The 14,086-nt window shown below is 72.6% G+C and carries 10 protein-coding genes; 9 read left to right on the forward strand and 1 reads right to left on the reverse strand.

The window, feature by feature from the left end; translation table 11 throughout:
* Positions 1-200: 200 nt before the first annotated feature.
* The 7 genes from DP939_RS24790 (at position 201) to DP939_RS24820 (ending at position 8,341) form a co-directional block, all read left to right on the forward strand.
* Positions 201-2,003, forward strand: a complete 1,803-nt coding sequence (locus DP939_RS24790; RefSeq protein WP_225878476.1) for a substrate-binding and VWA domain-containing protein — start codon at positions 201-203, stop codon at positions 2,001-2,003.
* Between the two features lie 182 nt (positions 2,004-2,185).
* The gene (locus DP939_RS24795) at positions 2,186-3,751 is read left to right on the forward strand and encodes an RNA polymerase sigma factor (RefSeq protein WP_147268118.1); all 1,566 of its coding nucleotides are present in this window, start codon (positions 2,186-2,188) and stop codon (positions 3,749-3,751) included.
* 253 nt (positions 3,752-4,004) lie between these two features.
* Entirely contained in the window at positions 4,005-4,388 is a 384-nt protein-coding gene (locus tag DP939_RS24800) for a hypothetical protein (protein WP_113983214.1), read from the forward strand.
* Between the two features lie 2 nt (positions 4,389-4,390).
* Positions 4,391-5,506, forward strand: coding sequence for a GNAT family N-acetyltransferase (locus tag DP939_RS24805; RefSeq protein WP_113983148.1), 1,116 nt, complete (start codon positions 4,391-4,393; stop codon positions 5,504-5,506).
* Positions 5,507-5,751: 245 nt separating this feature from the next.
* Positions 5,752-6,585, forward strand: a complete 834-nt coding sequence (locus DP939_RS24810) for a glycosyltransferase family 2 protein (protein WP_113983149.1) — start codon at positions 5,752-5,754, stop codon at positions 6,583-6,585.
* A 5-nt stretch (positions 6,586-6,590) separates the two neighbouring features.
* Positions 6,591-7,538: a glycosyltransferase family 2 protein gene (locus DP939_RS24815; protein ID WP_113983150.1), complete on the forward strand. Its 948-nt coding sequence runs from the start codon at positions 6,591-6,593 to the stop codon at positions 7,536-7,538.
* Positions 7,535-8,341, forward strand: a complete 807-nt coding sequence (locus DP939_RS24820) for a polysaccharide deacetylase family protein (RefSeq protein ID WP_199565391.1) — start codon at positions 7,535-7,537, stop codon at positions 8,339-8,341. Before DP939_RS24815 ends, DP939_RS24820 begins: the two co-directional genes overlap by 4 nt.
* A 2,278-nt stretch (positions 8,342-10,619) precedes the next feature.
* Here the strand turns inward: DP939_RS24820 and DP939_RS24825 are convergent.
* Positions 10,620-11,561: a glycosyltransferase family 2 protein gene (locus tag DP939_RS24825; RefSeq protein WP_113983151.1), complete on the reverse strand. Its 942-nt coding sequence runs from the start codon at positions 11,559-11,561 to the stop codon at positions 10,620-10,622.
* A 149-nt stretch (positions 11,562-11,710) separates the two neighbouring features.
* On the opposite strand from DP939_RS24825, the gene DP939_RS24830 reads away from it, so the two are divergent.
* Positions 11,711-12,943 (forward strand): DegT/DnrJ/EryC1/StrS family aminotransferase, encoded by a 1,233-nt coding sequence (locus DP939_RS24830; protein WP_113983152.1) that lies wholly within the window; start codon positions 11,711-11,713, stop codon positions 12,941-12,943.
* Between the two features lie 92 nt (positions 12,944-13,035).
* Positions 13,036-14,085: a glycoside hydrolase family 26 protein gene (locus tag DP939_RS24835; protein WP_113983153.1), complete on the forward strand. Its 1,050-nt coding sequence runs from the start codon at positions 13,036-13,038 to the stop codon at positions 14,083-14,085.
* Position 14,086 lies beyond the last annotated feature (1 nt).

Consider the following 14,086-nt stretch of genomic DNA (forward strand, 5'->3'; position numbering starts at 1 on the left):
AATCCGCCCAATGCGCCTGACGTGAAGGCCGTCCCGCGTGTGGTTCTGCTCCTTTAGAGCCGACCCTTCTGCACCTTTAGCGCTGTTTTGCCACAATAAGCGCAGCAAGTAGGGTTCCAGGAAACATTGCCACCTATCTCCGGATAGGGTGTCCCCCCGCATCGACCGAACGGCTCAATAAGGATCAAGAAGAGGACACCGTGGGCGGACGCCACCGCACAGACGACTCCGGCGCGGGCGGAGACGGGTACCGGCCGCCGCGCCGACGGACGAGCGCCGGGCGCGTGCTCGTCCCGCTCGCCGGTTCCGTCGCGCTCGCCGTACTGCTGGGCGTGGCGGCCTTCGTGATCGTCAACCGTGAAGACGGCAAGAGCGCCCAGGGCGGCCAGGGGTGCGCGGGCGGCGAGTCGGCCGTACGGGTGGTGGCCGCGCCGGACATCGCCCCGGCGGTGACGGCGGTCGCGCAGAAGTACAACGCCGCCGGGCACTCCGAGAACGGCCGGTGCGTGCGGGTCGCCGTGCAGGCGCAGCCCGCGCCCAGCGTGGCGAACGCGCTGGCCGGGAGCGGCGCGACGGACGGCAGGACCGACGCGGACCTGTGGATCCCGGACTCGCGCATGTGGCTGGACCTGATGCGGACCCGCGGCGCGAAGCCGCCGGAGGCGCAGGGTTCGATCGCCCGTTCGCCGGTCGTGCTGGCCGCCTCCCAGGACGTGGTCCAGGGCCTGCGGCGCACGCTGGGCGAGCCGAGCTGGGCGCAGGTGGCCGCGGCCGCCGACGTCGCCGACCCCGACGGCCTGGCCAAGCAGGTACGCGTGGTCACCCTGGACCCCCGCCAGAACGCGGCCGGTCTCGGCGCGGCCCTGGCCGCCGCCGGAGTGCTGCGCGCGGGCGGCAAGGAGGACCGGCTGATCGGCGCGCTCAAGCAGCTCTCCCGGTCACTGGCGGGCTCGCCGGAGTCCCTGCTGGCCAGCCTGGACGTCAAATCGCGCAGAGCGCCGGTCGGCGTCGCCACCGAGCAGGGCGTCTGGAACTTCAACACCCGGCAGAAACCGGCCTCCCCCGTCGTGCCCCTGTATCCGCGCGAGGGGACCGTCAGCCTGGACTATCCGCTCGTCTACACCGCCACCGACGCGGCGGTGAAGGGCGCGGCCGAGAAGTTCGCGGCGGAGCTGACCGGCCCAGCGGGCCAGAAGGTCATCCGCGACCACGGGTTCCGCACCCCGGACGGCAAGGGCGGCGCGGCCCTGGACGAGGACGCCGGGTTCGCGGCCAAGGCGCCGAAGGCGCTCGCCGCCCCGGACGCCAAGGCCGCCGCCTCGCTCACGCAGTCGTGGTCGCGCCTCAACCTGGGCACCCGCCTGCTGGCGCTGTTCGACGTGTCGGGGACGATGGCGCTGCAGGTACCGGGCGCGGGGGCCGACCGGATGCGGGTGATCTCGCGGATCGGCACGGAGGGGCTACGGCTGTTCCCGCCGGACAGCGAGATCGGCGTGTGGGAGTTCTCCACACACCTGGACGGCCAGGGCACCGACTACCGCGAGATGGTGCCGGTCGGCCCGCTCGCCGAGAAGGTCGGCGGCGTGCTGCGCAAGGACCTGCTGGCGGGCAGGCTGGCCGAGGTACGGGCCCAGCCCACCGGCGACACCGGCCTGAACGACACGATCGCCGCCGCCTACGAGCAGATGACCGAGGACTACCGGGCCGACAAGATCAACACGATCCTCGTCCTGACGGACGGGGCGGGCAACGACGACCCGGACGGCGGCCTGTCCGACGAGGAGATCGTGCGGAAGCTCAAGGAGCAGTACGACCCGGCCAAGCCGGTCAGCATCCTGATCATCGCCTTCGGCCCGGACGCTCCCAAGGGCAGGGCGCGCATGGACGCCATCGCGTCCGCGACCGGCGGCGAGCTGTTCATCGTCAAGGACGTGCTGCAGGTGCGGAAGATCTTCGTGGAAAGCATGAAGCGCCGCATTTGCGCCCCGCACTGCGACGGGTGATGCCCGCGCCGGCATAGGGCCGGATATTCCGCAGGGAATATGCCTTCTTGCTATGCCAGGGCCGTACATTTCCCGCCAGGACAACCCATCCCCCGGACGTAGGCGTCCAATGCGACGTGGGGCCCTGGCGCGGGCAGTGGACGAGACCCGCGGACGTGCCCGTGCTGCGGGGAGGAAGATCTGTGCCCGGATGGCCCAACACCGGTCGCGCCGATGACCACCTTCTGGTCGAGGCGCTGCGACGCGCGGACGCGCACGCGCCCGCCGATCTCTACGACGCCTACGGCGAACGCCTCTACGACTACGCCTGCTCCCGCCTCCCCCACCCGGAGGCGGCGGCCGAGGCGGTGCACAACGCCCTGGTCACCGCGTGCGAGGCGGTGGACCGGCTAGGCGATTCCCGGCGGCTGCGCGCCTGGGTGTACGCGCTGACCCGCCACCAGTGCCTCGCCCGGCCGCGCCGCCGCACCGGCACGCCCCCGCTGGCGGCCCCGGTGCCCGAGGACGACGAAGACGAGATCGACGACCCCGAACTGGCCGAGCTGGTCTTCGAGGTGCTCGGCGAGCTGGCCCCCGGCGACCGGGAGGTCCTGGAGCTGGCCGTACGGCACGCGCTCGGCGACGCCGAGGTCGCGGCCGTGCTGGGCCTGACCACCCGGCAGATCGCGGCCAGGGTCGGCCGGGCCCGCGACCTGCTGGAACTGGCCGCCGCCGCGGTCGTGCTGGCCAGGGTCGGCCGGGCGCACTGCCCCGACCTGTCCGCCATGGTCGACTCCCTGGAGGGCCCGCTCCCGCCGCTGCTGCGCAAGCGGCTCTCCGCGCACATCGGCGGTTGTGAGATCTGCCACGAACTCCGCCACCGGCACGTGTCGGCCGAACGGCTGCTTGCGGCGGTGCCGATCGGCTACCCTCCGCTGTCGCTGCGCCACCGGGTGATCGACACCTGTGCGAACCCGGACCGCGAGCAGACCAGGCGGGAGATCGCGAAACGCACCGAGCGGTTCGACAAGGCCGGGTTCCCGCTGCCCGCCGAGCGCCGTTCCCGCCGCAGGCCGCGCCGCCTCACGGCGCTGGTGATCACGGCGTCGTGCGTGCTGGCCGCGACGGTCGCGGTGGTCGTGGTGAACGGCACCGCCGAACCGGCCGGCGTACGCGCAGCGCCCGCCCCCAGCCCCTCCGTGTTCACCCCCGGCGCGGAGCCCACCGCGGCGGACGAGGCCCCCGGCGACCCCCTCGAAGAGGAGACCGAAGAACCCGAGGAGACCGCGGAACCGCCGACGCCTTCGGCGGCCCCCACACCCGCCCCGCGCCGTACCACGCGCCCGGCCACGGCCAGTCCCAGCGCCTCGCGCAGGCCCCCGGCGGTGAGCGCCCGGCTGGCCGTCTCCTGCCCCGCCGACCTCGGCGCCTCCGGCGCGGGCCTGATCCAGCTCGCCGCCCGCGGCTCCGCGGTCTCCTGGAACGCGTCGGTGTCCGGTGAGATGGGCCTTTCGGCCCGCCGGGGCCGGCTGGCCGCGGGCAAGGGCGCGAGCGTGTGGATCACCGTCGAGGACCCCGGTGAGCCGGGCGACGGCCAGGTGTCGATCAGGTCCAACGGCGGCAGCAGGACGTGCGCGGTCTCCTGGCCCGGCCAGGACGTCGAGGCCCCCGAACCGCCCCGGGACACCCCGGAGCCCCCCGGCCCCGAGCCGTCGGAGTCGGCGCCGGCCCCCTCGCCGCAGGACGGAGGCGTCGCGCAGAGCGACTGAACGCGGCTCCGGCCGTCCCCAAGTCAGGGCACAGTCTGTCCAGAACCCCCCCTACGATAGGGTATTTCACTCTTGTAAGATCGGCGGGGGGTATGTAGAGAATAACGCTACGCTACGACAGCCTGATCAGGTAAACCATGTCCTGGTGGAACGCGTCGCCATTGACGGTCAATGGCGGGGTTGATCCCATGGACGGGTTGGTCCATTGAACAGGACACTCGACCATGCCTTGACTCAGCTTGCGGGAGCCTTGATGCGCACGTACCGGCGACTTCTCACGTGGGTGCTGACACCCGCGTGCGCCGCCGGCGCCCTGATCGCGATCATGGACATCGACACCCCGCTGCGCCTGGTCTTGACCCCCCTTTACCTGCTCGTGGTCCCCGCTTTGGCGGCAACAGGCCTTCTGAGGGATCGCGATGGCATCTCGGCACTAACCTTTGGTACAGGCGCGAGCATCGGGGTCAATGTTCTGCTCGCGCAGGGGATGCTTCTCTGGGACGTATGGTCCCCCCGTGCGGCCGTGGCGACGATCGGCGCACTCGGGGGGTTCCTGTACGTGCTGCGCGTCCTACACAGAGGCGACACGGGGATGCGCCGCACACTGAGCTCCACGGAGGGGATGGGGTCACGTTGAGCATGTCGATCACGATCGTCCGGCCCACGGACCTCGGTCCGGCCGAAATCGAGCGATGGCGCGCCCTTCAGCAGGCCGACCCGGCTCTGGACAACGCGTTCCTGTCGGTGGAGTTCGCCCTGGCCATGGGCCGGCTCCGCGACTACGTCCGGGTGGCGGTCATCGAGGACGGCGGGCGGATCGCCGGGTTCTTCCCCTACGAGCGGCACGGCTTCGGCGTCGGCAGGCCGCTCGGCGGGTTCCTGACCACCTGCCACGGCCTGATCTCGGTGCCCGAGTTGAAGCTCAACGCCCGTGAGCTGCTGCGGGCCTGCCGGCTCAACGTGCTGGAGTTCGACCACATGGTGGCGGGCCAGCCGACGTTCGCCCCCCACGAGGCCGACGTACGACCGGCCCCCGTGATGGATCTCACAGCGGGCTTCGACGCCTACGCCGAGCAGGTGCGCGCCAACTCCCCGAAGAACTACAAGACCGTCCGCTACAAGCAGCGCAAGCTCGGCCGCGAGCACGGAGACGTGCGGCTGGAGTGGGCCTCGGCCGACCCCGCCCTGCTCCGCACGCTGCTGGGGTGGAAGTCCGGCCAGTACCGCAGCACCGGACGCGTGGACCGCTTCGCCCAGCCCTGGATCGTCCGGCTGACCGAGGAGATGCACGCCACCGCCACCCCCGGCTTCGCCGGGGTGCTGACCATGCTCTACGCCGGAGACGTGCCCGTGGCGGGCCACTTCGGGCTGCGTACCGCGACCTCGCTGGTCGGCTGGTTCCCCGCCTACGACCCCGAATACGCGCGTTACTCCCCCGGCATCGTGCATCACCTGCTGATGGCGGAGCACGCGGCACGGGCCGGGCTGCACCAGGTCGACATGGGCAAGGGCGGCCGGGAGTACAAGGACTGGTTGAAGAGCGGGGTCCTGCTGGTGGCGGAGGGACGGATCGCCCGGCCGTCCGCCACGGCCATGGTCCACTGGATCGGCAGGACTCCGTTGAACAAGGCCAGAACCATCGTGACCGACAGGCCGGAGCTGTACCGGCTGGCGGATCGCGTGCTCAAGGCCGCGGGGCGGCTGCGCACGGGAGGCCGGCCGTCGGCGAGGTCACAAAAACCCGTGAAACCCTAGGGAGCCCGCAAACGCTCCCTGATCAGGCACGACAATCTCAGCAGTACGGCACCACAGCACGGCACCACAGCAGCGAACCAGCACCGCACCAGCACTGCACCGCACCCTCAGACACCAGCAGCCCCAGGACATTTGATGCTCCATAACTGGAATCGCACATATCCACTGGACGGCTCGCAAACGAGGCCCGGGTCCGTCTGGCGGTCTGCGCCGGCGTCCGATCGCCCGGAAGGAAATCCCTCACCATGAGTCCCGATACCACCAAGCACAACGGCCATGCCCACGTGACGCCGCTGCGGTCGCCTCCGCCGCTGGAGCGTTTCACTCCGGTGACACCGCACATCGCGATCACTCCCACCGTGAGCGTGGTGGTACCCGCACTGAACGAGGCGGAGAACCTCCCGCACGTGTTCGCCACGCTTCCGAAGTGGATCAACGAGGTCGTCCTGGTGGACGGCAACTCCGCGGACGAGACGGTCGCCGTCGCCCGGCGGCTGCGGCCCGACATCCGGATCGTCACCCAGCGGGGCAAGGGCAAGGGCGACGCCCTGGCCGCGGGCTTCGCCGCCTGCACGGGCGACATCATCGTGATGATCGACGCCGACGGCTCCACCGACGGCCGGGAGATCGTCCGTTTCGTCGGGGCGCTCGTGACCGGGGCCGACTTCGTCAAGGGGTCGCGCAACCTCAACGGCGGCGGCAGCGACGACCTCACCCACGGCAGGCACCTCGGCAACAAGGCGCTCACCTGGCTGGTCAACGTGCTGTACCGGGCCCGCTTCAGCGATCTGTGCTACGGCTACAACGCGTTCTGGGCCCGTCACCTCGACGTCCTCGCCGTGGACTGCGACGGCTTCGAGGTGGAGACGCTGATGAACATCCGCGCCCACCGGGCCGGGCTGCGGGTCGTGGAGGTGCCGAGCCACGAGCGGGTGCGCCTGCACGGCACGAGCAACCTGAGGGTCACCAGGGACGGCATCCGCGTGCTGCGCACCATCCTGCGCGAGTGGCGCCGCCGGCCGCTGCCCGTTCCCGCCGAGCCCGCCACCACCCGCGCCGCCGACCAGGGCGCCGCGTAACCCCAATGAAGACCAGTGTCGTCATCTGCGTGTACACGGAGGAGCGATGGGACGACATCCGTGAGGCGGTCGAGTCCGTCCGCGCCCAGCGGCGGGCTCCGCACGAGCTGATCCTGGTGGTGGACCACAATCCGGATTTACGGCTCAAGCTGAAGCACGAGTATCCGGACGCGATCGTCGTGGCCAACGCGCACGACCAGGGGCTCTCGGGCGGCAAGAACACCGGCGCCGAGATCGCGACCGGCGACATCGTCGCCTACCTCGACGATGACGCCGTCGCGGACCCCGGCTGGCTGGAGGCGTTGGAGGAGGGCTTCCAGCAGCCGGGCACGGTCGGCGTGGGCGGGCGCACGTCGCCGCTGTGGGCGACCGGGCGGCGACCGCGGTGGTTCCCGCACGAGTTCGACTGGACGGTCGGGTGCTCCTACACCGGGATGCCCGCCCGCCGGGCCCGGGTGCGCAACGTGATGGGCGGCAACGCCGCCTTCCGCAGGGACGCGGTGACCGGTGCCGGAGGGTTCCGTTCCGGCATCGGGCGCAGCGTCCAGGGGCGCAAGAGCCGCCCGCTGGGCTGCGAGGAGACGGAGTTCTGCATCCGGCTGACGCAGCGCAGCCCGGACGCGGTGATCTGGTACGAGCCCGCCGCGGTGATCGGCCACAAGGTCTCCGCGCAGCGGTCCCGGTTCGCCTACCTGCGGACGCGGTGCTACGCGGAGGGCCTGTCCAAGGCACTGGTGGCGGCCAGCGTCGGGGCCGGTGACGGGTTGTCCAGCGAACGCTCGTACGCGACCAGGACCCTCCCGCTCGGCGTGCTGCGCGGCCTCGGCGCGGCCCTGCGCGGCGACCTCGCGGGGCTGGGCCGGGCGGGCGCGATCGTCGTCGGTCTCGCCTGGACGACCTGGGGTTACGTGGTGGGCACGGTACGCCTGAAGCTGCGCGGCGGCGCGTCGTGACGCGAGTGCCGATCCTGATGTACCACTCGATCACCGACGCGCCGACGCCGGAGACACGCCCGCTGGCGGTACGGCCGGGCGACTTCGCCGACCAGCTCGGCCACCTCAAGGACCGCGGCTTCACCCCGATCACCCTCGGCGAGCTGGCGGCCCTGCGAAGAGAGCGCCGCGAGCCGCCCGCCCGGCCCGTCGTGATCACCTTCGACGACGGCTACGCCGACTTCCACCGCGAGGCGCTGCCGATCCTGACCAGGCTCGGCGTGCCCGCGACGGTGTTCCTGACCAGCGGATGGCTGCGCGACGCCGGGCCCGACGCCGCGGGCCGCCCGCTGGACGCCATGCTGAGCTGGGCCCAGGTCAGGGAGGCCGCCGACAGCGGCATCGAGATCGGCGGGCACAGCCACAGCCATCCGCAGCTCGACCAGTTGCCCGGCCCGGCGCTGCGGGAGGAACTGCGGCGCAACAAGGCGCTGCTGGAGGACCGGCTCGGGCGCCCGGTCACCACGATGGCCTACCCGTTCGGCTACTCCAGCGCGCGGGTGCGCCGGGAGACGCGTGCGGCGGGATACCTGGCGGCGTGCGCGGTGGGCAACGCGATGGCCACCGAGCGGCACGACGTACTGGCGATGCCCCGGCTGACGGTGAGCCGGAACACCGGCCTGGCCCGGTTCCGCAACGCCGTGGAGGACAACGCGGTTCCCCTGATCTACCTGAGGGAACGTCTGCTGACGAAGGGATACGCGGTGGTGAGGAGGACACGATACGCGGTGCGGCAGGTGCGGCAGGTAGCGCACGGTGAGTGAGCGCGGGGGTCTGGCCGGGGGGCAGGCGACCCGCGCCGGGGGGCCGTGGTCGCGGCTGCGCGACCGCCTGCCGTCCGACCTTTCCGATCCGCTGCTGCGCAGCGCGTACGCCCTGATGCTCAACGCGGGCGCGGGCGCGCTCATCGGCCTGGCCTACTGGGCGGTGACCGCCCGGGTCTTCGACGAGCGGGACGTCGGCGTCGCGCTGGCCATCCTGGCCGCGATGCGACTGCTGGCGGCGATCACGTCGTTCGGGTTCGTCGGCACGCTGACCCGCTTCATCCCGCAGACCGGGCGGCGCAGCGGGCAGTTCATCCTGCTCGTGTACGCGGTCGGCGCGGGCCTCGCGGTGGTCGGCTGCCTGATCTTCTTACTCACCCTGGACATCTGGGGCCCGACGTACGGCCTGCTGTCCGGGTTCGGCGCGGGCGTGGTGTTCACCGCCATGGTGATCGTCTGGAGCGTCTGCACGCTCCAGGACGTCGTGCTGACCGCCCTGCGCAGGGCCCCGCTGGTCCCGATCGCGAACCTGGTGTTCTGGATCGTCCGGTTCGGCGTGCTGGTCGGCGCGGCGGTGGTGCTGCGGTCCGGCGGCGCGGCGGCCTCCTGGGCGGTGTTCCTGGCCTGGATCGCGCCGGGGCTCGCGGTCGCGGTGTGGGTGAACGTCCTGATCTTCCGCAGGCTGGTGCCCGAACACGCCAAGCGGACCGGCGTCGGCAAGAACCTCACGGTCCGCCAGATCGGGCGTTTCCTGGCCGGGGACTACACCGGGTCGATCTTCACGCTGCTGCTGAACTACGGGCTGCCGGTACTCGTGGCCGCACAGGTCACCCAGGAGATGAACGCCTACTACGGGCTGACCATCACGCTCGGCGCGATGCTGGAGATGCTGAGCTACACGATGGCCTCCTCGCTGACCGTGGAGGGCGCGTTCGACGCGGCCAAGCTGGGCGACAACTGCCGCCGGGCGCTGCGCCGCACGTTCGTCATCCTGACGCCGCTGGTGCTCGGGGCGGCGGTGTTCGCCCCGGTCGCGCTGATGCTCTACGGCGGCGGCTACGCCGAGCACGCCACCACGCTGATGCGGCTGATCGCGCTGGCCGCGCTGCCCCGGGCGATCGTCGAGCTGTACCTGGGCGCGCTGCGGGCGCAGCGCCGGGCGCGGACGATCGTGGTCGTCCAGGCGACCATGGCGACGCTGGCCATCGGCGGCACGCAGGTGCTGCTGCCGAAGTACGGGATCACCGGCGTCGGGATGGCCATCCTCGGCGGCCAGACCCTGGTGGCGCTGGCCGTGCTGCCCGGCCTGCGCAAGATCATCGGGCGGCAGGGGGAGCGCTCCGCCGCGCTCGCCTTCGCGCTGCGCTGGCTCCCCGCGCCCGCGCTGGCGGTGGCGCTGCACCTGGTCCTGGGCGGGCCCGCCCTCGGCGGCATCGGGTCGGCGGCGGCGCTGGACATGGCGGCCGGGACGCTCGGCCTGCCGGACGCCGCCGCGTTGCACCCCTGGCTGCCGCTCGCCGTCGCGCTGGTCTGCCTGCCGCCGCTGTCAATGCTGTTCCGCAGGCTCGGCGCGGGGCCAGGGGCCGAGTCGCTGGCCCTGGTGCTGTTCGTGGCGGCGCACTGGGCGCTGGCCCCGGCCTCGCCCGCGCTGCACCTGCTGCTGCTCGCCTGGGTGGTCTGGGCGGCGGTGGCGACCCGCTGGCTGGTCGCCGTGCCGGCGTCCGAGCTGATCGAGCCGTTCCGGCGCACGGGCGGGGCGGGCCCCTGGCTGGTGCCCGGCGAGCTGCGCTCCACCGCCAGCCGGGCCGACCGGGTGGCGGTCACCGTACTGCTGATCGGGCTCGCCCTGGCCGCGGCGGCACTGCACCCGCTGGGGGCCGCGCTCATGCTGACGGCCGCGCTCGGCCTGGTGGCGGCGCGCAGGCTCGCCGGGGGGTGGCCCGGCGGCTGGCCGGTCGCGCTGGGGGCGCTGGCCGCGCTGCTGGCGGGCGTACCGGCCGCCCTGCCGCCGGGCGGGGGCGTACCGGCCCCCACGCCGCTGCTGTGGGCCACCGCCGCCGTGGCGGCGGTCTGCCTGGCCGGGGTGCTGCGCAGGGTCCGGCACGGCCTGTCCGACCGTACGGCGTGCGTGCTGGCCCTGGCGTGCCTGCCGCTGGCCGTCCCCGCGGCGACCGGGGCCGTGGAGATCCCGCTGGCGTCGGTGCTGGCCCCGGCCGCGCCGTTCGCGGCGCTGCTGGCCGCGTACGCGGTCTTCCCGGCCGGTCCGGCCGGGGGCCGGTCAGGGCGCGCCGAGCCCGCGCGCCTCCATCGTCCGGACGACCCAGGCGGGGTTCAGCCGGAAGAGGGCGACGACGGCGACGCCGTAGGACCGGACCTCCCGGGGGTCGGTCAGAAAAGCGCGTAGCGCCCAGCGCAGCGCCTCGCCCCTGCGGGCCACCGCCACGCGGGTGAACGCGACCTGCCCGGCCAGCCGCGCGAAGCCGCGGCGCGACCTGCGGATCTCCGGGTAGCGCTCCAGCAGCCACAGCAGGGCCTCGGCGATCACGTCCCAGCGGCCCGCGAAGTGGGACTGGGCGTGCATCCGCACCCGCAGGTGCGGCTCGGAGACGTGCACGATCGGCGCGCTGCGCGCGGCGCGCAGCAGCATCTCGTAGTCCTCGCCGTAGCCCTTGGGGATCACCTCGGAGAACAGGCCGATCGCGTCCCCGGTCAGCGCGTCGCGGCGGGCCATGAAGCCGGAGGGGTGCATGGCGGGCTGCCTGCCGTCCAGCAGGTCGGCGAACGGCACGCGCGGCTTGTCCAGGCGGATGTGGCGGGTCCAGTCGGCGTGCACGATCTGGGAGCCGCAGGTGCAGAACGTGGCGTCGGGGTGCTCGCGTACGGCCTGGACCTGGGCGGTCAGCTTCGTGGGCAGCCAGGTGTCATCATCGTCACAGAACGCGACCCACTCCACGGCGTCGCCGAGCGCGAGCACGCCGCTGTTGCGCGCGCCGGGCAGGCCGCGGGTGCGGGTGTTGGTGGTGAGCCTGACCGGCCGGCGCGGGTCGTCGGAGGCCATGGCCGCGTCCGGCTCCGACCCGTCGAAGACGATCATCGTGGTGACCGTGCCGGGGTAGTCCTGCCCGGTGATCGCGTCGATCGCCTCCCTGATCATCTCTGGGCGGTCGCCCCGCGTGCAGACGACGACCCCGATCTCCGGCCAGGCGGTGGACTGTCCCATGGAGCACCAACAACTCTCTGCGCATCGAAATCTGGCGGGATCCCGCCGAGCGCCGTCCCAGGGGGTGTCCGGCGACATGCCGCGGCGCGGGGGATCTACCCTGGCTGAGGGTACAACGGGCGGAGCGAGGCACGTGGAGGGACCGCGAGATGAAAGCGTCGGCGACCGGTGGCGAGCCGGTGACCCCGCCTGCCGAAGGGCCTGCTGAGCGGCCCGCCGAGGGCCCGACGGAGCGCCGGATCGGCCGCCGCTGCCTTTACGTGCCGTCCGCGCGGCTCGGCCTGTACCTGGCCCTGCGCGGCCTGGTGCCACCCGGCACGCGGGTGCTGATGTCCCCGATCAACTGCGAGACCGTGATGTTCGCCGCGGTCGCGGCGGGCCTGCGGCCGGTGATGGCCCCGGTCTCCCCCGCCGACGGCACGATCGACGTGGGCCGGATCGACTGGGACGGCATCGGCGCGGTCGTCGCCACCCACCTGTACGGCGTGCCCGGCGAGATCGTACGTCTGGCCGCCGAGTGCGAGCGCCGGGGCGTGGTGCTGGTGGAGGACTGCGCGCACGCCTTCCAGACCGAGGTCACCGGTCCCGGCGGGGAGCGGCGGCATGTGGGCACGTTCGGCGCGGCCGGGGTGTTCAGCCTGGCCAAGCACCCCAGGGCGGGCGGCGGCGGGCTGCTCGCGGTCGCCGACGACGTCGCCGAACGACTGGCGAAGGCCCGTGACGAACTGCTCGCCGCGCCCGCCGTGGGCCGCGAGCTGCCCGCCGTGATCGCCCCCCTGGTCCGCGACGCGGTCTTCGCGCTGCGGCTCAGCGGCCCGGCCTGGCGGGCGGCGAAGGCGCTGCGGATCGAGGTCGCGCACGAGAACGACGAGGCCAGGGTCCGCGACCTCGCCGCGGCGGCGGCCGAGGCCCGTGACACGGGCGATCTCGACCTGGCCCGGTTCGACCGGTGGATGTCGGTGGGCGCGGGCGGCTACCGGGTGGCGCACAGCGGGCTGCTGCGCGGCGCGGTGGCCCGGCGGGTCCGCCTGGTGGACGGCGGGCGGGCGCGGCGGCGGCGGATGGCCGGGGTGCGGCTGCTGAGCGCCCTGCCGACGGCGGCGCCCGGTGTCGCGGCGTTCGCCGACCAGCCGCTGTTCCGCGTCCCGCTGCTGGTGAACGACCGCGACGCGGCCAAGGCGGCCCTGGAACGCCGCGGGGTCATCACCACCTGCCTGTACACCCCGGCGCTGGACGACGACTTCGGCCCCGGCCTGACCGCGCCCGGCCCCACTCCGGAGATCGCCCGCTGGTGGATCCGGCACGTGCTGCCGGTCGATCCGCTCCAGGCAGCCCGCGCGATGCCGATCCTGCGGCGGCTGGTACCGGCCGTGCAGCCGTAGATACCCCCCGTATACATCATCTTTATACGGGCACCCTTAAACTTCTCCGACCTCGGACCGAAATCAACGGAACACGCCTCGGAGTCGCCCCCATGCCTGCCGCCGCCCCGCGCAAGCACGCTCGTCTGCTGATTCCGTTCGCCGCGTTGATCGCGCTCATCGGCGGCGGCGGAGCCCTGTACCTCCGGGCGGAGACCGGCCCGGTCCCGAACCCGCCCAAAGGAAACTGCGCGACGGCCCCCACGCTCAAGAAGGGGCCCCAGTGCGGCGCCTGGTTCGGCGCCTACGTCCCGCCGAGCGGAGACAGCCTGCTGGCCTCGGTGAACGCCCTGGAGGGCGGTATGGGGCGAAAGCTGGACATCGTCTTCGCCTATCACGACATGTCCACCACGGAGAACGGGCGGCTGCTGCGCGGCGACGAGCCCGAGATCGGCCGCGACCGGCTGTTGCTGCTCGGCTGGGAGTCGGAGATGTGGGACTCCGGGCGGAGCATCCCGTGGCGGGACATCGCCTCGGGCTCGGTGGACGGGACGGTGATCGATCCGCAGGCGCAGCGGGTCAAGGAGTACGGCAGGCCGGTGCTCATCGGGTTCGACGGGGAGATGGAACTGCGGGAGGGCAGCGGAAGCCCGAAGGAGTACGTGGCGGCGTACCGGCACATCGTGGACCGGTTCCGGGCGCTCGGGGTGGACAATGTGGCGTGGGTGTGGGGGGTCACCGGGTACCTCGGGTACCGGGGGCAGTGGAAGGCGTTCTATCCGGGTGACGCGTACGTGGACTGGATCAGCTACGACCCGTACAACTTCGCACGCTGCCGGAAGGCCCGGTGGCAGTCGTTCGAGGAGACGGTCAGGCCCGCGCACGACTGGTTCGTCCGCAACGGGTTCGGCGACAAGCCGTTCGTCATCAGCGAGTACGGCACGGAGACCGACCTGGACCGGCCGGAGGCGCGCGGTGAGTGGTACACCGAGGTGCCCGAAGTGCTGAAGCGGCTGCCGCGGATCAAGGCCGTGCTGCAGTGGAACGCGGTGGACGCGGCGGGCTGCGACTTCCGGCTCGAAGGCCCGGGGGTGCTCCCCGCCTTCTCGGGAGCGGGCCGGGACCCCTACCTCAACCAGGATCTCCCCCAGCGGGCGTCCTGAA

Source organism: Spongiactinospora rosea (assembly GCF_003315795.1).
Classification (GTDB): domain Bacteria; phylum Actinomycetota; class Actinomycetes; order Streptosporangiales; family Streptosporangiaceae; genus Spongiactinospora; species Spongiactinospora rosea.

Excerpts from the sequence above, each read along its gene's own strand:
- DP939_RS24830 (WP_113983152.1), top strand. The coding sequence starts at position 11,711 with ATGAAAGCGTCGGCGACCGGTGGCGAGCCGGTGACCCCGCCTGCCGAA.
- DP939_RS24815 (WP_113983150.1), top strand. The coding sequence starts at position 6,591 with ATGAAGACCAGTGTCGTCATCTGCGTGTACACGGAGGAGCGATGGGAC.
- DP939_RS24810 (WP_113983149.1), top strand. The coding sequence starts at position 5,752 with ATGAGTCCCGATACCACCAAGCACAACGGCCATGCCCACGTGACGCCG.
- DP939_RS24805 (WP_113983148.1), top strand. The coding sequence starts at position 4,391 with ATGTCGATCACGATCGTCCGGCCCACGGACCTCGGTCCGGCCGAAATC.
- DP939_RS24825 (WP_113983151.1), bottom strand. The coding sequence starts at position 11,561 with ATGGGACAGTCCACCGCCTGGCCGGAGATCGGGGTCGTCGTCTGCACG.
- DP939_RS24800 (WP_113983214.1), top strand. The coding sequence starts at position 4,005 with ATGCGCACGTACCGGCGACTTCTCACGTGGGTGCTGACACCCGCGTGC.
- DP939_RS24835 (WP_113983153.1), top strand. The coding sequence starts at position 13,036 with ATGCCTGCCGCCGCCCCGCGCAAGCACGCTCGTCTGCTGATTCCGTTC.